The 18,632-nt window shown below is 66.9% G+C and carries 16 protein-coding genes; 10 read left to right on the top strand and 6 right to left on the bottom strand.

The annotated features are described in order from the left end of the window. Positions 1–10: 10 nt before the first annotated feature. The 5 genes from mfd to iadA all read left to right on the top strand — a co-directional run bounded on the left by mfd (position 11) and on the right by iadA (position 8,994). The gene (mfd, locus tag ACPEES_RS04060; protein WP_435101299.1) at positions 11–3,472 is read left to right on the top strand and encodes a transcription-repair coupling factor; all 3,462 of its coding nucleotides are present in this window, start codon (positions 11–13) and stop codon (positions 3,470–3,472) included. 35 nt (positions 3,473–3,507) lie between these two features. After that, positions 3,508–4,077 carry a CsiV family protein gene (locus ACPEES_RS04055; protein WP_435101297.1) on the top strand — a complete coding sequence of 190 codons (570 nt, stop codon included), beginning with the start codon at positions 3,508–3,510 and terminating at the stop codon, positions 4,075–4,077. Between the two features lie 247 nt (positions 4,078–4,324). Continuing rightward, positions 4,325–5,185, top strand: a complete 861-nt coding sequence (locus ACPEES_RS04050; protein WP_435101295.1) for a cyanophycinase — start codon at positions 4,325–4,327, stop codon at positions 5,183–5,185. Further along, positions 5,182–7,806 carry a cyanophycin synthetase gene (gene cphA / locus ACPEES_RS04045; RefSeq protein WP_435101293.1) on the top strand — a complete coding sequence of 875 codons (2,625 nt, stop codon included), beginning with the start codon at positions 5,182–5,184 and terminating at the stop codon, positions 7,804–7,806. Before ACPEES_RS04050 ends, cphA begins: the two co-directional genes overlap by 4 nt. Before the next feature lie 9 nt (positions 7,807–7,815). Beyond that, complete coding sequence (gene iadA, locus ACPEES_RS04040) at positions 7,816–8,994, top strand: beta-aspartyl-peptidase (protein WP_435101290.1); 1,179 nt, start codon at positions 7,816–7,818, stop codon at positions 8,992–8,994. Positions 8,995–9,135: 141 nt separating this feature from the next. Here the strand turns inward: iadA and ACPEES_RS04035 are convergent, their stop codons facing one another. The 5 genes from ACPEES_RS04035 to ACPEES_RS04015 all read right to left on the bottom strand — a co-directional run bounded on the left by ACPEES_RS04035 (position 9,136) and on the right by ACPEES_RS04015 (position 12,636). Further along, positions 9,136–9,882 (bottom strand): S-methyl-5'-thioinosine phosphorylase, encoded by a 747-nt coding sequence (locus ACPEES_RS04035; protein WP_435101288.1) that lies wholly within the window; start codon positions 9,880–9,882, stop codon positions 9,136–9,138. A 47-nt stretch (positions 9,883–9,929) separates the two neighbouring features. Then, complete coding sequence (locus tag ACPEES_RS04030) at positions 9,930–10,508, bottom strand: hypoxanthine-guanine phosphoribosyltransferase (RefSeq protein WP_435101286.1); 579 nt, start codon at positions 10,506–10,508, stop codon at positions 9,930–9,932. An 89-nt stretch (positions 10,509–10,597) separates the two neighbouring features. After that, entirely contained in the window at positions 10,598–11,617 is a 1,020-nt protein-coding gene (gene nagZ / locus ACPEES_RS04025; protein ID WP_435101284.1) for a beta-N-acetylhexosaminidase, read from the bottom strand. Positions 11,618–11,660: 43 nt separating this feature from the next. Continuing rightward, positions 11,661–12,158: a L,D-transpeptidase family protein gene (locus ACPEES_RS04020; protein WP_435101282.1), complete on the bottom strand. Its 498-nt coding sequence runs from the start codon at positions 12,156–12,158 to the stop codon at positions 11,661–11,663. Continuing rightward, a complete protein-coding gene (locus ACPEES_RS04015) occupies positions 12,145–12,636 on the bottom strand; it encodes a CYTH domain-containing protein (protein ID WP_435101280.1) in 492 nt (163 codons plus the stop codon). The genes ACPEES_RS04020 and ACPEES_RS04015 overlap by 14 nt, the downstream gene beginning before the upstream one ends. Before the next feature lie 122 nt (positions 12,637–12,758). On the opposite strand from ACPEES_RS04015, the gene ACPEES_RS04010 reads away from it, so the two are divergent. The 4 genes from ACPEES_RS04010 (at position 12,759) to ACPEES_RS03995 (ending at position 15,236) form a co-directional block, all read left to right on the top strand. Then, complete coding sequence (locus tag ACPEES_RS04010) at positions 12,759–13,208, top strand: YiiD C-terminal domain-containing protein (protein WP_435101278.1); 450 nt, start codon at positions 12,759–12,761, stop codon at positions 13,206–13,208. 75 nt (positions 13,209–13,283) lie between these two features. Then, a complete protein-coding gene (gpmA, locus tag ACPEES_RS04005) occupies positions 13,284–13,982 on the top strand; it encodes a 2,3-diphosphoglycerate-dependent phosphoglycerate mutase (protein ID WP_435101276.1) in 699 nt (232 codons plus the stop codon). 9 nt (positions 13,983–13,991) lie between these two features. After that, a complete protein-coding gene (locus tag ACPEES_RS04000) occupies positions 13,992–14,720 on the top strand; it encodes an SDR family NAD(P)-dependent oxidoreductase (RefSeq protein WP_435101274.1) in 729 nt (242 codons plus the stop codon). A gap of 51 nt (positions 14,721–14,771) precedes the next feature. Continuing rightward, complete coding sequence (locus ACPEES_RS03995) at positions 14,772–15,236, top strand: DUF1499 domain-containing protein (protein ID WP_435101272.1); 465 nt, start codon at positions 14,772–14,774, stop codon at positions 15,234–15,236. A gap of 167 nt (positions 15,237–15,403) precedes the next feature. On the opposite strand, the gene ACPEES_RS03990 is transcribed toward ACPEES_RS03995, so the two are convergent. Further along, complete coding sequence (locus ACPEES_RS03990; RefSeq protein WP_435101270.1) at positions 15,404–16,189, bottom strand: 3-hydroxybutyrate dehydrogenase; 786 nt, start codon at positions 16,187–16,189, stop codon at positions 15,404–15,406. Between the two features lie 440 nt (positions 16,190–16,629). Here ACPEES_RS03990 and ACPEES_RS03985 point away from each other — a divergent pair, with 440 nt between their 5' ends. Then, positions 16,630–18,597 (top strand): acetoacetate--CoA ligase, encoded by a 1,968-nt coding sequence (locus tag ACPEES_RS03985; RefSeq protein ID WP_435101268.1) that lies wholly within the window; start codon positions 16,630–16,632, stop codon positions 18,595–18,597. The last annotated feature ends 35 nt before the right edge of the window (positions 18,598–18,632 follow it).

Below are 18,632 nucleotides of genomic sequence, written 5' to 3'. Positions count from 1 at the left end.
TACAGCGAGCATGCCGACGAATCATTACAGTCCGCTTGAACCCCAGTTGCCCACCCGTTCCGGCGAGCGCCGGGAGTGGCACGACCTTGCCGGCGACAGCGCGGCGCTTGCGATGGCGAGTGCGGCCGCGCACCACGGTGGCTTGACGCTCATCGTCACCGCGACCGCCCACGAGGCCCAGATGCTGGATGCGGCGATACGCTTCTTCGCCGTCGACGGGCTACCGGTGCATACGCTGCCGGACTGGGAGACACTACCGTACGACGTCTTCTCCCCGCATCAGGACATCATCTCCGAGCGTCTGCGCACCCTCCATGCACTCCCCCGTACCGAGCGTGGCGTTCTGCTGGTGCCGGGGGCGACGCTCATGCAGCGCATCGCCCCACCGAGCTTTCTCGAAGGCACCACGCTGCTACTCGCCGAAGGCGACCGCCTGGACCTCGGTGCCATGCGCGAGCGCCTGGAACGGGCCGGCTACCGCTGCGTCTCCGAGGTCATGGAACACGGCGAGTTCGCCGTGCGCGGCTCGATCCTCGACCTCTTTCCCATGGGCAGCGACGCGCCCTACCGCATCGATCTCTTCGACGACGAGGTCGACACCATCCGTCGCTTCGACCCGGAGAGCCAGCGCAGCAGCGGCCGCGTGGAGCGCATCGAGCTGCTCCCGGCCCGGGAGTTCCCCACCGGCGAGGACGGCGTCAAGCGCTTTCGGCGCAACTGGCGCGCCCACTTCGAAGGCGACCCCACTGCCAGCCTGGTCTACCGCGAGGTAAGCGACGGGCATCTGCCCAACGGCGTGGAATACTACCTGCCGCTGTTCTTCGACGAGACGGCGACACTTTTCGACTACCTGCCCGGCGACACCCTGATCCTGCGCACCGACGGGCTCGACAGTGCGCTGGACGCGGACTGGGAGCACATCGCCACGCGCTACGAACAGCGGCGCCACGACCGCGAACGCCCGCTGCTGCCGCCGCAAGCGCTCTATCTGCGCCCGGACGAGCTGCGCGAAAGGCTGAATGCCCTGCCCCAGGCCTCGGTATCCGGCAGTGCACCGGCGAGCGAGCGTGCCGCCACTGTACGCCACAACGTCGAGCCTTTGCCGGCACTGCGCAGCGTCCCCGCCGCCGAACGGCCGCTCGCGGCCCTGGAGGCGTTCGTCGCCGAGCACGAAGGCCGCATTCTGTTCGTCGCCGAGACGGCCGGCCGCCGCGAACGGCTCATGGAACACCTCGCACCGCTGAACATAAAGCCGCGGGTGGCCAACGGCTGGCAGACGTTCCTCGCCGGCGCGGATCTGCGCGCGATCACCACGGGTCCGCTGGAGGCAGGCTTCGTACTGGCTGATAACCCGCCGGTGGCCGTGATCCCGGAAGCGGCCCTGTTCGCCGATCGGGCGAGCCAGAAGCGCCGCCGCCAGCGTGCGGAACGCGACCCGGACGCCATCATCCGCGACCTCACCGACCTCCACATTGACGCTCCGGTGGTCCACGAGGACCACGGCGTGGGCCGCTACAAAGGGCTCCAGACCCTGGAGGTCGGCGGAGTCGCCACGGAATTCCTGACGCTCGAGTACAGCGGCGGCGACAAGCTCTACGTCCCGGTATCGTCGCTGCACCTTGTCACCCGCTACACGGGCATGGACAGCGATCATGCGCCCATGCACCGCCTCGGCGGCGAGCAATGGGACCGGGCCAAGCGCAAGGCGGCGGAACGCGCCCGGGACGTGGCCGCCGAGCTCCTGGACATCTACGCGCGCCGGGCCGCGCGCAAGGGGCACGCCTATCGCTACGAGCACGACGAATACCGCCGCTTCGCCGAGCAGTTCCCCTTCGAGGAGACGCCGGACCAGGAAACGGCCATTGCCGCGGTGATCCGTGACCTGGAGTCGGAGCAGCCCATGGACCGTGTCGTCTGCGGCGACGTGGGCTTCGGCAAGACCGAAGTGGCCATGCGCGCGGCGTTCGTCGGCGTGCAGGAAGGCCACCAGGTGGCCGTACTGGTGCCCACGACGCTGCTGGCCCAGCAGCACTACCAGAATTTCATCGACCGTTTCGCCGACTGGCCGGTGCGCATCGAGCTGCTTTCGCGCTTTCGCTCGCAGAAGGAACAGTCGGCAACGCTCCGCGACCTCGCCGATGGCAAGGTGGACATCGTCATCGGCACCCACAAGCTGCTCCAACCCAGCGTCAAGTTCCGCGAGCTCGGTCTGGTGATCATGGACGAGGAGCACCGGTTCGGCGTGCGCCAGAAAGAGCGGCTCAAGGCGCTGCGGGCACAGGTCGATGTGCTCACGCTCACCGCCACGCCCATTCCTCGGACGCTCAACATGTCGCTCGCGGGCATGCGCGATCTATCCATCATCGCCACGCCGCCGGCACGGCGGCTGGCCGTGCGCACCTTCGTCAACGAGTGGAACGACGCCCTGGTCCAGGAGGCGTGCCTGCGCGAGCTCCACCGCGGCGGCCAGGTGTACTTCCTGCACAACGACGTGGACTCCATCGACCGGATCGCCCGCGACGTGGAGGCGCTCGTGCCCGAAGCACGCGTTCGCATCGCCCACGGGCAAATGCCGGAGCGAGAGCTCGAGCGCGTGATGCTCGATTTCTATCACCAGCGCTTCAATGTCCTGGTTTGTACGACGATCATCGAAAGCGGCATCGACGTACCCTCCGCGAACACCATCGTGATCAACCGCGCTGACCGCCTGGGCCTCGCCCAGCTCCATCAGCTTCGCGGCCGAGTCGGCCGCTCGCACCACCGCGCCTATGCCTACCTGATCGCACCGCCACGGCGCAGCATGACCAGCGACGCAGCCAAACGGCTGGACGCCATCGCCGCCCACGAGGACCTGGGCGTGGGCTTCACGCTGGCCAGCCACGACCTCGAGATCCGGGGCGCCGGCGAGCTCCTCGGCGAGGATCAGAGCGGACAGATCCAGGAGGTAGGCTTCACGCTCTACACGGAGCTTCTCGAGCGCGCGGTGCGGGACATCAAGACGGGCAAGGAGCCCGAGCTGGACCGGCCCCTGCATCACGGTACCGAAGTGGACCTGCGCATCCCGGCCCTGCTGCCGCACGACTACCTTCCCGACGTCCACACCCGGCTGGTGCAGTACAAGCGCATCGCCAACGCCACGAACACGGAAGCGCTGCGCGAGCTGCAGGTGGAGATGATCGACCGTTTCGGCCTGTTGCCGGAGCCGGCCAAGAACCTCTTCCGTCTGACCGAGCTCAAACTGACTGCCCAGCAGCTCGGCATCCGCCGGGTCGAGGCCGGCCCCGGCGGCGGTATGCTCGAATTCGGCGACGCCCCGCGGGTCGATCCCGCCGCTCTGGTCCGATTGGTTCAGGAACAGCCTGGCGTGTATCGTCTCGAAGGTCAGGAGAAACTGCGCTTCCGCGTGCCCACGGAAGACGCTGATAGCCGCCTGCAGCAGGTCGACCGCCTGCTGGATACGCTCGCAGCCTAGTGTCGTTCCACGGCACTAACCACCGGGAGAACTCCATGTCACTCGCGCGCACCAGCCTGCTCGTTGTCGTGATCGCGCTGATCGCGGTTCCCGGCATCGCCTCCGCCCGGGACTACGCGGTGGAGGTGGTGGTTTTCCGACAGTGGGAGCAAGGCGGCGCCGACAGCGAACGCTGGCCCGCCGATCCGCCGCCCCTGGAGCTGGACAGCCGTGCCGTTGCGCCGGGCGAAGGGGGCGTACGCCGTCTTTCACCGGACGCGTTCCAGCTGGGCGGGGTACGGGCGCGGCTCGAAAGCGCCGGTCAGTACCGGGTGATTGACCACTTCGGCTGGATCCAGGCGGGACGCCCGCGGTCGCAGTCCCCCTATGTGCTCGTGCCGGGAAGCTGGCGGGCGACCATGCCCCTGCCCGACACGGCCGGGCTCTATGGCGCCATCAAGCTGTACGCCGGCCGTTATCTGCACATCGCCGCGGACCTGCGCTACCGCCGGGAACACCAGGGCACGATCTACCCCATGCACAGCCAGCGACGCCTGAGAAGCGGGGAGCTGCACTACCTTGATCACCCTGTTCTGGGCATCATCGTCCAGGTCCGCGCTCGTTAGTGTCCGTCAACAGAAGTTCGTCGTATCTCTGAGGAACGCAGCGGCCCCAGGGCCAGGCCCGGCGAGACTCGCTCACTGAGAGAAATACGACGAAATTCCGAGACAGAACACCCGCAAAGCGTCCTCGCCCGTCGCTGCGGAGGTCGCTGTACGCCCCCGGGCCGGCTATATTTGGCACACGGATATCGCAGCCGAGGGCTTGCAGCCAGCCCTGTATCAGTGCCGCGGGGACGACGACAGAACACCTATGGCCGGTTCCTCCTCCGACAACGTTGCCGCCACGCGCGGCCCTCTCGTGGCGATCGGCGGTGCCGAGGACAAAACTTCGGAACTCGAAGTCCTCACGCGCGTATTCACGCTCGCCCCCGAGGGTGAAGAAGAGATTACGCTGATCGCCACCGCCAGCGGCGAGCCCGAGGAAGTACTGCCCGTCTACCAGGCAGCATTCGACCGGTTGGGTGCCGACCGGGTTCATGCGCTTGACATCCGCGAGCGCCAGGACGCCGCCAATGCCAGAAACGTGCGCCTGGTGCAGACAAGTGGCTGCATATTCTTTACCGGCGGTGACCAGCTCCGCCTGACCAACGTGCTCGGCGGATCCCCCATGCTGGGGGCGATACGTGAACGACTCGACGCAGGCGCCGTTGTCGCGGGCACCAGCGCCGGCGCGATGGCACTGACGGCGACGATGATCTATGACGGTGCGGCTGCCGACGCGTTGCACAAAGGCGCCGTGAAAATGACCGCCGGCCTCGGCCTGGTGGACGGGCTCATCATAGACAGCCATTTTCTGGAACGCGGGCGATTCACCCGACTCATGGAAGTGGGCGCGACCAACCCGGAGCATCTCGGCGTGGGCCTCGGCGAAGATGCCGCGGTCATCGTCCACGCCAACGGCACTCTCGAAGCCGTGGGTCCGGGGCACGTGATCATCATCGACAGCCGCGGAATGGCGAGCTCCAACGTGGCGGAGCTGTCGATGGGCGAACCCGTCGCAGTGGAGAACATGGTCATGCACGCATTGATCAGTGGCCACGGCTTCGACGTCGGAGCACGGCGTTACCTGGTTCCCGATGCCCTTCGCGACTATCTGGCCGATACCCCGTGAGAATCCTGGCACACCGTGCCCTTCGCGGTCCCAACTACTACAGTCGCTACCTCACGATCGTCATGCGGTTGGACATCGGCGCGCTCGAGCACCAACCGAGCAATACCGTAGAGGGCATCGCCGACCGTCTCGTGGCGCTACTGCCCGGCCTGGCCGAGCATCGCTGCTCCGTCGGCCGCCCCGGTGGTTTTCTCGAACGCTTGCGCCGCGGTACCTGGGCGGGCCACATAGTCGAGCACGTCTGCATCGAGCTGCAGAATACCATCGGTTTCTCAGTTGGCTTTGGCAAGACGATCGATACCGCCGAGGCCGGCGTCTACACGGTTGTCTATCGTTATCGCGACGAAGCGTGCGGGCTGGCCGCCAGAGACGAGGCCGTCGGCCTGGTCGCGCGAGTGTTCCGGGGCGAGGATGTCGACATGCCAGCCGTTCTCTCCCGGCTCAAAGCAGTGCGCGAAGCGCACATGCTGGGACCATCCACCGCCGCGATCGTCGACGCCGCCGGGCATCGCGATATTCCCTACATGCGCCTGAGCGAACCGAGCAGCTACCTGCAGCTCGGTCACGGCCACCTGCAGCAACGCATCCAGGCAACCGTAACGTGGCGCACCGGGCTACTGGGTAGCGGCATCGCCGATGACAAGGACTGGACCAAGCAACTGCTCGGCGATGCCGGTATCCCGGTGCCCGAGGGGCGGGTCTGTAGTTCGTTCGAAGAGGCGCTGGAAGCTGCACAGAGCCTCTCCTGCCCGGTGGCGGTCAAGCCCCTGGTGGGTAATCACGGCCGTGGCGTGAGCACCGGCGTGGCCGATCCGGAAGCGTTGCGCGAGGCGTACGACGCAGCTGCCGTTAGTCACGAGTCGGTCATAGTCGAGCGCCACATCGCCGGCGACGACCACCGCCTGCTCGTCATCGACGGCAAACTAATTGCTGCAGCACGGCGTCGCGCCGCCCATGTGGTCGGCGACGGTCGCTCCACGCTGCAGGCACTAATCGACAGGGAGAACCGCGACCCCCGCCGAGGCGTGGGCCACGAGAACCTGTTGACCCGAATCCGTACCGACGATCAGGCGCAACGGCTGATCGCGCAACAGGGATGGTCGCTCGACAGCTGCATCCCCTGTGGCGGGATCGTCTACCTCAAGTCCACCGCGAACCTGAGTACCGGCGGCACCGCAACGGATGTCACGGACGACGTTCATCCGGAGGTGCGCTACGCCGCCGAGCGCATCGCACGGTTGATCGGCCTCGATATCATCGGCATCGACCTGGTCGCCGAGACGCTCACGCGGGCGCTGGAAGATCAGGCAGCAGGTGTCGTCGAGGTCAACGCGGGGCCCGGCTTTCGCATGCACATAGCGCCCACGCACGGCCAGCCCCGGGACGTGGGCACGCCTGTCATCGACATGCTCTTCCCAGCCGGCGGCAACGCCCGCATCCCGATCACCGCTGTTACCGGCACCAACGGCAAGACGACTACCGTCCGGCTGATCGCGCACCTACTGCGCCACGCCGGCCGTCAGGTGGGCATGGCATGCACGGGCACCGTCGAGATCGATAACCACGTCATCATGCGTGGCGACTATTCCGGCCCGGAGGCCGCCGGTATCGTGCTGCGCGAGCCCACCGTGGAACACGCCGTGCTGGAAGCGGCGCGCGGCGGCATCATGCGCCGCGGTCTTGGCTTCGACGCCTGTGACGTCGGCGTGCTGCTGAACATCAGCAGCGACCACCTCGGCGAGTACGGCATCGAGACCCTCGATGACCTCGCCCGCTGCAAAACGGTGGTGATCGACGCCGTGCGCGAAAGCGGTACCGCAGTGCTCAACGCCGACGACCCGCGCGTGCTGGAAGCACGCGAATGGGGCCGGGGCGCGATCATCTTCTTCAGCCTCGACCCGAATTCGGCACCGGTTCGCGAACACGTGCGCGCCCAAGGCGTTGCCTTCACGGTGGCCGGTGAGCGCATTGTCATGCGTCAGGGCCATGTGGAGGCGGAGATTCTGCCCATCGCCAACGTGCCCATCGCTTTCGACGGACATGCGCGATTCAATCTGGCCAACGCCCTCGCGGCGAGCGCTGCGGCCCACGCGCTGGGGCTGAGCATCGCCGACATTCAGATGGGTCTGCAGACCTTCCATCCGACCCCGGGTCAGAACCCGGGACGGACCAATCTGATGGAGGCGTCGGGGCTGCACGTGCTCATCGATTACGCCCACAACGTTCCCGCCCTGCGCGCGCTGGACGAGCTCGTGCACAGCCTCCCCGCGCATCGCCGGATCGCTGTGGCCAGTGCTCCCGGCAACCGCCGCGACGAGGATCTCGTTGCGCTCGGTACCCAGCTCGCCCGCATGCACGACGTGTTGCTCATCTGCGAAACCCAGCCGCGGGGACGCCCGACCGGGCAGGCCGCGGAACTGCTCAGACGCGGCGCGGAAACGCTGCCCGGCGACCGGCACTGCCACGTCGAGATCATCATGGAAGAGGCACGCGCCATCGACCGGTCGTTCGATCAGGCGGTATCGGGAGATCTGCTGGTGCTCCTGGTCGACGATGTGGACGGCGCCATCGATCGACTCAAGGGCAGTCGCTTCTCCGCCCCCGGGGCCGAGACCGAATAGGGCCCGCCGATGCCGACCAGTCCCGATTCGGCCCCGCTCATAACGCTGCTGCGCGCGGGCCGCTTGTTCGCTCCGCAACCGCTCGCGGAAACGGATATTCTCATTGCCGACGGACGAATCGCGGCCCTCGGCAACGGGTTGGAGGTCCCGGCCGGCTGGCCACTGACAGTCGTCGATGCCGGTGCGCTCACCGCCGTGCCGGCTTTCATCGATCAGCACGTCCACGTCACCGGCGGCGGTGGCGAAGGCGGTTGGGGAACCCGCTGCCCCGGCATCAGCGCCGCCGAGATCGTCTCCATGGGAATCGCCACCGTGGTGGGCGTGCTCGGCACGGACAGCGTCAGCCGCTCGCCCGCCGACCTCCTTGCCGCCGTTCGCGGCCTGCGCGCCGACGGCGTCTGCGCCTACATGTACACTGGCGCCTACCGCGTTCCCCCGCCGACGCTCACCGGCGACCTCCAGCGCGACCTCGCCTGGATTCCCGAGATTATCGGCCTCGGCGAGATCGCGCTGTCGGACCACCGCTCGAGCCAGCCATCGCCGCAGGAGCTCGCGCGCCTGGTAAGCGACACGCGGGTAGGCGCCATGCTCGCGGGCAAGCGCGGCATCTGCCATTTCCACCTGGGCGACGGCGACTCCGGGCTGGAACCGTTGCGGCGCCTGCTGACGGATACGGAGATCCCCCCCGAGCAGGTAATCCCGACCCATGTCAACCGCAGCCCCGCGCTGCTCGACGACGCGGCCGACTACGCACGGACCTTCGACGCCTGTGTGGATGTCACTGCCTTCGAAGACCCCGGCGACGGCCTGGGTGCCTACGACGCCGTCGCCGCGCTGCTCGCGAGGGGCGTGCCGGCGGAACGAATCACCATGAGCTCGGACTGCAACGGCAGTCTCCCCGAGTTCGATGCCGCCGGCCGCTACCAGGGCATGCGCGTAGCAAGGAACACCGCTTTGATCGCCGACTGGCAGCGACTCGTGCAAGAAGCCGCGCTCCCCATGGAACAGGCGATCGGACTCATCAGCACCCGGGTAGCCTCCGTGCTCGGGCTCCAGGGCCGCAAAGGCCGGATCGCGGCCGGCTACGATGCCGACATCGCGCTCCTCGACGACGATCTGCAGCCGGTGAAAACCCTCGTCGCCGGCCGTTGCATCTTCGGCCCGGGCACCACCGGAGCGACCAGGTGACCGCGGAAACGACATCCAGGATGCCACCGCGTCGCGGGCCGTGTCCTATCGGTCAAATTCCACGGCGCCTGGATTGTTGGCTTGCCGAGTCCGCAAACTCAGCATTCATCAGAATGTCCCCGTGGACAGCCGCCTGCGAATTCACGACTGGAGTCTCGGGATCAACGCTCCGAGCACCTGCCGCACATCGGCCATGCCGTCCTTGAGAACGGCCTCGACGGCTTCCATGGAAATGGGCTTGCCGCCGTCCATGCCCGCCGCCCAGTTGGCCACCACGCCGCAGGTCGCGTACGGCAGCTCCAGCTCGCGGGCCAGCACGGCTTCGGGCATGCCCGTCATGCCGACCATGTCGCACCCGTCGCGGCGCATGCGCTCGATCTCGGCGGCGCTCTCCAGGCGCGGACCCTGGGTCGCGCCATAGCAACCGCCGTCGTGCATGCTTACGCCGCAATCGCGCGCGCCCTGGAGCATACGCTCGCGCAGGTCATCGTCGTAAGGCCGGCCGAACTCGACGTGGGTGACGTGGGTGAGGTCCTCCTCGAAGAACGTATTGGCCCTGCCCCACGTGTAGTCGATGATCTGGTCCGGTGCGACCAGGCGCCCGGGCGACAATACCGTGTTGATACCGCCGACTGCGGCCACGGCGAGCACGCACGTGGCACCAGCCTGGCGCAGTGCCCAGATGTTCGCGCGATAGTTGATACGGTGCGGCGGTATGGTATGCCCGTAACCGTGGCGGGCGAGGAATATCACCTGCTGGTCGTTGAGGTGGCCGTGGGTCAGCGGCCCGGAAGGCTCGCCGTAGGGGGTATGCACCATCTCGCGGCGGTCGATCTCGAGCCCCTGGAGTGAGGTCAGGCCGGTGCCACCGATAATCGCAAGCGTCATTCGTGCTCCCTTGTCTGTTTCACGTTGCCCGGGCACGCGCCCTGCGTTCAGGCGGACTCGTAGTCTGAATGCACCGCGTACACCCCCGCGAGATTGCGGAAGTAACCCCGGTAGTCCATGCCCGCGCCGAATACGTAGCGGTCGGTCACGTCCAGGCCCACGAAGTCCGCCTGCAGCCCTTCGTGGCGCCGGTCGTGGCGCTTGTTGAACAGCATCGCCGTGTAGACATCGTCGGCGCCCTCGGTGCGGCACTCTTCGATGATTCCCGCCAGCGTGTGCCCCTCGTCGAGGATGTCGTCCACTACCAGCACGGTGCGCCCCTTGAGCGGGGTCTGCGGACGTGCCAGCCAGACGACGTCCCGTCCCACGGTCGAGCCGTGATAGCGCGTGGCGTGAATGTAATCCACCTCTAGCGGGAACTGCAGGCGCGGCAGCAGGCGGCCGAGGGGTACGATGGCACCGGTCATCACGCCCAGTACCACTGGCATGGCACCCCCCAGGCGTGCTTCGATGTCTCCCGCCATACGGTCCAGCGCGCTCTCGACATCGGCATCGCTGTACAACAACTCGGCGGTGCTCAGGATCTCGTCGAGGTGCTGCGGTGTGACGGGGCTGTAGTCGCTCATCTTCGATGTCCCTGTCCCAGGAGTTCATTGCGCCGGAGCGCGCGATTATAGGCTCGCATGCCTTGGTCAACCACCAGCGGCGTGACCGGCTACTTCGTCAGCCTGGCTAGGGCCTCACGTGCCTGCTGCCACTCGCGGCTCGCGCGCAATTGCTCGAGCGGCGGCGCGGCGCGCCCGTGCAGACGCATGCGCCGCATGGCGGCGACCGGATCGCGTTCCCGCCAGGCCGGCAGCACCGGGTCCACGTCGCGGCCCTCGTTGCCAAGCACCGCAATATCGCAGCCGGCGTCGAGCGCCGTGCGCACACGCTCACCGATACTACCGGCGACTGCCGCCCCGGCCATGCCCAGGTCGTCGCTGAACACTGCGCCCTCGAATCCGAGCCGCCGGCGCACGATGCCCTGGATCCAGCGTGCCGACAAACTCGCCGGTGCGCTGTCCTCCCGCGGGAAAACGACGTGCGCCATCATCAGGCCTTCCAGGCCATTGATCATCAAGCGGCGAAACGGCAGCAGATCGGTCTCGTGGAGATCCTGGTAATCGCGGCCGTCCTCGGGAAGCGCCTCGTGGGAGTCCGGCGCGACACCGCCGTGGCCGGGAAAGTGCTTGGCGACGGCGGCCATGCCCCCGCGACGCAGACCCCGCGCGAGGGCGAGGCCGAGCTCGGCCACCGCCTGGGGACGATCGCCGAGCGCGCGATCACCGATGACCGCACTGACACCGTGATCGATGTCGAGCACCGGCCCCAAGCCCAGATCCACTCCCGCGCCGCGCAGCTCGGCGGCCACAAGCCAGCCGAATTGCTCGGCGAGCGCCGCCGCTGCACGGCGATCCCGCCGCCACCATGCACCCAGCGCCCTCGCGGGGGGAAGGGCCGTGAAACCGTCGCGAAAACGCTGCACACGACCACCTTCCTGGTCGGCGGCGATCAACAGTGGCGGGGTCCGAAGCGCGCGAATGGCCTCGGTCAGGGCCGCAAGCTGCTCGACATCGTGGAAGTTGCGCGCGAACAGAATGACCCCGCCCACTGCCGGATCCCGTAGCCGTTCACGCTCCTCGCCGGTGAGCTCGGGCCCGGCGATTCCGATCATCAGGGGCCCCAGGGTCATGCTTGCTTCTCCTCGGCAGCGCTCACGTGGCAGCCCGACCGCGTCATTCGATCAGTACCCGGGTGCCGACCGGCGTGCGCCCGAACAGCTCGATCACGTCATCGGGCCGCATGCGTATGCAACCGTGAGACACCGGCTGGCCGATGGGAGACTCCGGGGGCGCTCCGTGTATGTAGATATAGCGACGCATGGTATCCCGCGCACCGAGGCGATTGCGTCCGTGCTCCAGTCCGCTCAGCCAGAGTATGCGCGCCAGAATCCAGTCGCGCTGCGGATAGGCCGCGGCCAGGGCCCGGGAATAGCGCTCGCCGGTATCCCGCCGCCCCACGAATACGGTCTCCGCCGGCAGTCCGTCGCCCACGCGCGCGCGAACGACGTGCCAGCCTCGGGGCGTGCAACCACTGCCATTGATCTCGCCCAGACCGTTCCGCCCCGTGGAGACGGGCCAGGTTTCCAGCACGTCATCGTCGCAGCAAAGGCTGAGCCGTTGCGCCCGCGCATCCACCCGCAACCACACCCGGCTTCGGTTACTCGCCGGCACGTTCCGCCTCGCTCCAGTCCCGGTACGGGTAACCAACGAGGCAGACGTTGTAGTAGCGCGCCAGCCCCGAAACCTCCGCCCCGGCCCAGGGCGGCTTCTCGAACCGTTCGTCGGGATCGGCGAGCTCTACCTCGGCGACCACCAGTCCGGCGTTGGCGCCTTCGAAAACGTCCACCTCCCAGAAGTGGCCACTCACGGGCACACGGTAGCGGGTCTTTTCCACCAGCGGCTCACGGCAGAGCGTCTCCAGCATCTCCCGGGCATCGGCCAGCGGTATCTCGTATTCGTACTCCTGGCGTTCCACGCCCAGCGTGGCGCCCTTGATGTTCAGCCACGCCCGCTCGCCCGCCTGGCGTACCCGCACACTCGCGCCCTCGGCACGGCCCAGGTAGCCCTGGCGCATACGGGTCCCCCGATCGGCGTCGGCGCGCCAACGTTCGTCGGTGACCAGGAACTTGCGCTCGACCTCGCGCGCCATATCCGCCTCGCTCGCTTCGTTCTTCGAACCGCGATGGTAACCTACCGTGACGATCGGAATCAGAGTCGCCGCTCACGATGGGACTCGCCCGTCGCGGACGGCAAACCGACAAGGGAGGCCCGGTGAACCAGTCCATGGATGCCGAGACCCTGGCAGCGGCGCTGCACCGTCTCATTCCCCCGGCACGCGCCATGGAGGTGCGCGTCGCCGAGCTCACCGGCGCGGGCATCGTCCTGACCGCTCCGCTCGACGCCAACCACAACCATGCCGGCACCGGGTTCGCGGGCAGCCTCTACAGCCTCGCCGCGCTCGCCGGCTGGGGCTGGCTCTACGCGTTCTCACGCGGCTGCGGGCTCGAACCGGAGCTGCTGCTCGCCGAAGGACGCATGCGCTATCACCGGCCCTACGAGACGGAGCTTCGCGCATGTCTCACGGTTCCGCCGACGCTGGCCGGACGCCTTCACCAGCGCCTCGCCGGCGGTCGCCGCATGCGCGCTCGGCTTACCGTGCACCTGCCGGATGCCGATGCCCCGGCAGCGACGCTGGAAGGCGACTACGCAGCGGTTCCATGAGCCGGCGGCCAGCTTTGCTACACTGGCGCGCTCGCCACCATGACTACGCGGATTTAGGCCCTAGAGGTACAGCCAATGAAAAAACTCGTGCTCCTGCGTCACGGTCAGAGCGTATGGAACCTGGAGAACCGCTTCACCGGCTGGAAGGATGTCGACCTGAGCGACCGCGGGCGTGAGGAGGCCGGAGCCGCGGGCCGCATGCTGGCACGCCACGGATTTCAGTTCGATTGCATGTTCACGTCCGTGCTCAAGCGGGCGATCCGCACCGGCTGGATCGCACTCGACGAGCTCGATCAGATGTGGATTCCCGTGTTCAAGGACTGGCGGCTCAACGAGCGCCATTACGGCGCCCTCACCGGCCTCAACAAGGCGGAGACCGCCGAGGAATACGGTGACGAGCAGGTGCACGTGTGGCGGCGCAGCTACGCGACGCCGCCACCGGAGCTCGATGACGACGACCCGCGCCACCCACGTTTTGACCCGCGCTACGCGCGCCTCGCTGCCGCCGAGCTACCGGCCACGGAATCGCTCGCGACGACACTGCAGCGCGTTCTGCCATACTGGGACGCCGAGGTCGCGCCTACCCTGAAGACCGCGGAGACGGTGCTCATCGCCGCTCACGGCAACAGCCTGCGGGCGCTGATCAAGCATCTCGACGGAGTTTCCGACGAGGACATCACGAGTGTGGAAATCCCCACGGGCGAGCCCCTGGTCTACGAGCTGGACGACGCGCTCCAGGTCGTCGAGAGTTATTACCTGAAGGACCGCGACTGAACCACCGCCATGATCGAGCCCCAGCGCATCGCCGTCGTCACCGGAGCCAATCGCGGCATCGGCTTCGAGACCTGCCGCCAGCTGGCACGCGCCGGTATCAAGCCGATACTCACCAGCCGCGACGGTCTCCTCGGCAAGGCCGCCGCCGACAAGCTGCAAAGCGAGGGGCTCGAGGTCGCCTACCAGCCGCTGGATGTGACCCGGCCGGAGAGCATCCGGCGGCTGGCCGACTTCCTCGAGAACGGATTCGGTCGTGCCGACGTGCTGATCAACAACGCCGGCATCTTCCCCGAGCACACCGGACGCGACGGCGCGCCGACGCCCAGTGTCCTGGAGGTGGAAGACGCGGTGCTCGAACAGCATCTCGCCGTCAATGCCTACGGCCCCCTTCACCTCGCCCAGACGCTGGTGCCGCTGATGCGCCGGCACGGCTATGGCCGCATCGTCAACCTCACCTCCGGCTACGCGCAGTTTTCGCGAATGGGGCGGGGGTTTCCGGCTTACCGGTTTTCCAAGGCGGGCCTCAATGTCATCACGCGGTTGCTGGCCGCTGAAACCGATGGAGAGAACATCCTGGTCAATGCCGTGGACCCGGGATGGGTGCGAACCCGCATGGGCGGCGCACAGGCCAGCGCCTCACCGGCAGAGGCTGCCGGCCGAGTCGTCGAGCTCGCCCAGTTGGGCGACGACGCCCCCACCGGCCGACTGTTCCGCCATGGCGAAGTGGTGGACTGGTAACCGTCCCGGCGGGGAAGGCCACGTCACAGACACACGCTGGAGAGGGATCCCGTGAAGCGTCTTCTGCTACTGCTCATCGTTCTGATCGTGCTTGCGCCGCTGGTTGCGATCTTCTACTCGGGGGCTCCGCTGACCGCCAGTCCGGGGTTGTTCACGCGAGTGCACTATTATCTCACCGAGAACGAAGCCGCCACGGAGCAGGCCTCGGCCTGGCCCGAACGCGAACCGCTTCAGGCACGCCGCCCGCCGGAGCAGGTCTATCAGGCCGTTCGCGCGACCGTCAGCGCAATGGACTGGCAGGTCAGTGCCGAGAACCCCGGCGATTTCACCATTCATGCAGTCGCCAGCACGCCACTGCTGGCGTTCAAGGACGACGTCCGCATTCGTGTGGAGACGCTCGACGATGGTGGGACACTGGTCCACGTGTACTCGGCCTCGCGCGTTGGGAAGGTCGACTTCGGCAGGAACAGCGCCCGGCTGCTGCGCTTTCGCGAGGCCCTCGCACGCCGGTTGTGACTGCCGGCAAGCCGCCGAAGCACATGACACACGGATCGCCAACATCCACCAAGCCGCGAATTCCCCGTCACGACGAGCCGCCCGGAACACCTCCCGCCTTGGCAGCTCCCCGGTGACCTTGCCGTCCTGATGCCTTTCTATGCGTGCGGCGCCAGCACCCCGCTCTCTTACTGAGCCGTCCAGCCGCCGTCCACCGGCAGGGCCGTTCCAGTGATCTGCGAAGCCGCGTCCGTGCACAGGAATACCGCAAGGGCGCCGATCTGCTCAGGCTGGACGAATTGCCTGGACGGTTGCTTGTGGCGCACGAGCTCCACCTTCGCATCCTCGATGGACAGGCCCTGATCGTCGGCGATCTTTTGAATCTGCTGCTGGATAAGCGGCGTCTCCACCCACCCCGGACAGATCGCATTACAGGTAACGCCCTGGTCCGCGTTCTCCAGCGCGATCACCTTGGTGAGCCCCACCAGTCCGTGCTTCGCGGAAACATACGCCGCTTTCTGCACCGAGGCGACCAGCCCGTGCGCGGATGCCGTGTTGATAATGCGCCCCCAGCCCTGGTGCTTCATGTGCGGCAGCGCCGCGTGCGCTGCGTGGAAGGCCGAGGAGAGATTGATCGCGAGAATCGCGTCCCATTTCTCCCGTGGGAACTCCTCGGTGAGCGCGGTGTGCTGGATGCCCGCATTGTTGACCAGCACATCGATTCGGCCGTGCGCGTCCACGCAAGCGTTGACCAATGCCTCCACCTCATCCGGCCGGCTCATGTCCGCCGGCTCGAAGCGCACGTCGGTGGCGTGGGCGTCAGCGATTTCCGCGGCGATGCGATCGCCGTCCTCGCGAGATTCGATGCCGTTGATGATCACGCTCGCGCCGGCCGCTGCCAGCGCCTCGGCTACCGCCCGGCCGATACCGCTCGTCGAGCCGGTGACCACCGCTGCCTTGCTGTCTAGTGTCATGGGCTCACCCCTCCCTCGTGGTTTAACTAATCTTCCCAGAGACCAGGCAATGCGTCAGCCTGCCCGAACATCGCGGTAACGCTCTCGTGCGGGGGCGGCGATAGCCGCTCGGCCGACCCGAGACATCACGGCAGCTCCGGGAAGGTCGGTTACCGCTGCGCCAGCTGCCCTTGGCCGCGTGCGTACCCGGGCATTATGGCAGGCAACCGATGCTGCAGCGCAACTTCGCCCCTTTACGAATACGTAAAGAGTGCTGCTTGACGCTGTGGCGGTGCAACACTAACTTACTCGCGACCGGAGACAGCCATACGCTTTGGAGGAGAGCCTGGCTTCCTGTATGTGCCGCCTCGCGCGTTGCCGACACGTATCGGCATGATCGCGCGAACCGGCAGGCTGACCGGTCCTCGGCAATCCGCAGGCCAACAAGGACTCGAAACCTCATGAGCGCCGAATTCCCAATCGTCCGCGAGCCGTCCGACTATGAACTCCACCGCAGCAACATGGCGCAATACATGCGCTGGCTGGAGGAAAAGGGGTACGGCCATTTTCGCGACTACGCCGCCCTGCACCGCTGGTCCGTGGAGAACCTGGAGACATTCTGGGCCACCATCTGGGAATACACCGGTATCATCGCCTCTGAGCCCTATGAACGCGTTCTCGGCCGACGCGAAATGCCCGGGGCCGAGTGGTTCCCCGGCGCGAAGCTCAATTTCACCGAGAACCTGCTGCGCGAAGCCCTGCATGGCGACCGCAACAAGGTAGCCATTACCGAGGTCTCCGAGACACGGCCGCGCCAGCAACTCACCTACGGCGAGCTGCTCGAGGAAGTCGCGGCGTTGCAGCGTTTCCTGCGCGAGCAGGGCGTCGGCCCCGGTGATCGCGTCGCCGGCGTGGTCGCCAATACCGCCGAGACCGTCATCGCCATGCTCGCCACCGCCGGTATCGGCGCCATCTGGTCGTCGGCGTCCCCGGACTTCGGTGCCAACGGCATCCAAGACCGCTTCGGCCAGATCGAGCCCAAGGTGTTGATCGCCGTCAACGGCTACGGCTACAACGGCAAGACGTTCTCGCGCTTGGCGCAGGTCGAGGATCTTCAGCAGCGCATGCCGTCGATCCGCTGCGTGATCATGATCTCCAACCTGCCCGAAGAGCCGATCCCCGACAGCGACGGAATCGTCTCATGGGACGCGGCGCTCGCCGACGGCCGCGGTGCCGAGGCGCAATTCGAGCAGCTGCCGTTCGATCACCCGCTGTACATCCTCTACTCCTCTGGCACGACAGGGGTGCCCAAGTGCATCGTCCACGGGGCCGGCGGCACGCTCATCCAGCACAGCAAGGAGCTCATGCTCCACGGCGATATCAAGCGCGACGACACATTCTTCTACTTCACCACCACCGGCTGGATGATGTGGAACTGGCTCGCCTCGGGCCTGGTCACCGGTGCCGAGATCGTGCTCTTCGACGGCTCCCCCGGTTATCCGAGCCTCGATGTGCTCTGGGACATGGCCGAGCGCGAAGGTGTCACCCACTTCGGCACCAGCGCCAAGTTCATCGGCGGCTGCCGTAACAAGGGGCTCAAGCCCGGCGAGGAGCACGACCTCTCGGCGCTGCGCGTCATCTTCTCCACCGGATCACCGCTGTTGCCGGAGGATTACGACTACGTCTATGACCACATCAAGCGCGAGGTGCTCCTGGGGTCGATTTCCGGCGGCACGGACATCGTTTCCTGCTTCGTCGGCGCCTGCCCCATCGTGCCGGTTCGCCGCGGCGAGATTCAGTGCGCCATGCTCGGCATGGACGTCAAAGCGTTCAACGATGAGGGCGAGCCGGTGATCAACGAGCGCGGCGAGCTCGTGTGCACACAACCCGCCCCATCAATGCCCGTGATGTTCTGGAACGATCCGGACAACGCCCGCTACAAGGCGGCCTACTTCGACACCTTTCCCGGTGTCTGGGCGCATGGTGACTTCATCAGCTTCAGCGACACCGGTGGTTGCGTCATCCACGGCCGTTCCGACGCGACGCTCAACCCCGGTGGCGTGCGCATCGGCACCGCCGAGATCTACCGCCAGGTCGAGACCATTGGGGAAATCGCCGACAGCCTCGTCATCGGCCAGCCCTGGGAAGGCGACGTCCGTGTCGTGCTGCTGGTGGTCATGAACGAGGACGAAACCCTCACCGACGAGCTCAAGCGCAAGATCCGCCAGCGCGTGCGCGAGGGCGCGAGCCCACGCCACATGCCGGCGAAGATCGTGGCCGTCGATCAGATCCCCTATACCCGTAGTGGCAAGAAGGTGGAACTGGCGGTCACCAAGATCCTGCGCGGCGACAAGGTCGAGAACCGGGAAGCGCTGGCCAACCCGGAATCGCTGGACGAGATAGCCGCCATCCCGGAGCTCTTCGAGTAGCGGCCGGCGGGTGACCCGGTCGGGTCACCCGCTGC

Source organism: Arhodomonas sp. AD133, from assembly GCF_051195215.1.
Taxonomy (GTDB): domain Bacteria; phylum Pseudomonadota; class Gammaproteobacteria; order Nitrococcales; family Nitrococcaceae; genus Arhodomonas.
The sequence above is the reverse complement of the archived record's forward strand: the minus strand, read 5'-3'. Positions and strand labels throughout refer to the sequence as shown.

Excerpts from the sequence above, each read along its gene's own strand:
- mfd (WP_435101299.1), top strand. The coding sequence starts at position 11 with ATGCCGACGAATCATTACAGTCCGCTTGAACCCCAGTTGCCCACCCGT.
- ACPEES_RS04055 (WP_435101297.1), top strand. The coding sequence starts at position 3,508 with ATGTCACTCGCGCGCACCAGCCTGCTCGTTGTCGTGATCGCGCTGATC.
- ACPEES_RS04050 (WP_435101295.1), top strand. The coding sequence starts at position 4,325 with ATGGCCGGTTCCTCCTCCGACAACGTTGCCGCCACGCGCGGCCCTCTC.
- iadA (WP_435101290.1), top strand. The coding sequence starts at position 7,816 with ATGCCGACCAGTCCCGATTCGGCCCCGCTCATAACGCTGCTGCGCGCG.
- ACPEES_RS04035 (WP_435101288.1), bottom strand. The coding sequence starts at position 9,882 with ATGACGCTTGCGATTATCGGTGGCACCGGCCTGACCTCACTCCAGGGG.
- ACPEES_RS04030 (WP_435101286.1), bottom strand. The coding sequence starts at position 10,508 with ATGAGCGACTACAGCCCCGTCACACCGCAGCACCTCGACGAGATCCTG.
- nagZ (WP_435101284.1), bottom strand. The coding sequence starts at position 11,617 with ATGACCCTGGGGCCCCTGATGATCGGAATCGCCGGGCCCGAGCTCACC.
- ACPEES_RS04015 (WP_435101280.1), bottom strand. The coding sequence starts at position 12,636 with ATGGCGCGCGAGGTCGAGCGCAAGTTCCTGGTCACCGACGAACGTTGG.
- gpmA (WP_435101276.1), top strand. The coding sequence starts at position 13,284 with ATGAAAAAACTCGTGCTCCTGCGTCACGGTCAGAGCGTATGGAACCTG.
- ACPEES_RS04000 (WP_435101274.1), top strand. The coding sequence starts at position 13,992 with ATGATCGAGCCCCAGCGCATCGCCGTCGTCACCGGAGCCAATCGCGGC.
- ACPEES_RS03990 (WP_435101270.1), bottom strand. The coding sequence starts at position 16,189 with ATGACACTAGACAGCAAGGCAGCGGTGGTCACCGGCTCGACGAGCGGT.
- ACPEES_RS03985 (WP_435101268.1), top strand. The coding sequence starts at position 16,630 with ATGAGCGCCGAATTCCCAATCGTCCGCGAGCCGTCCGACTATGAACTC.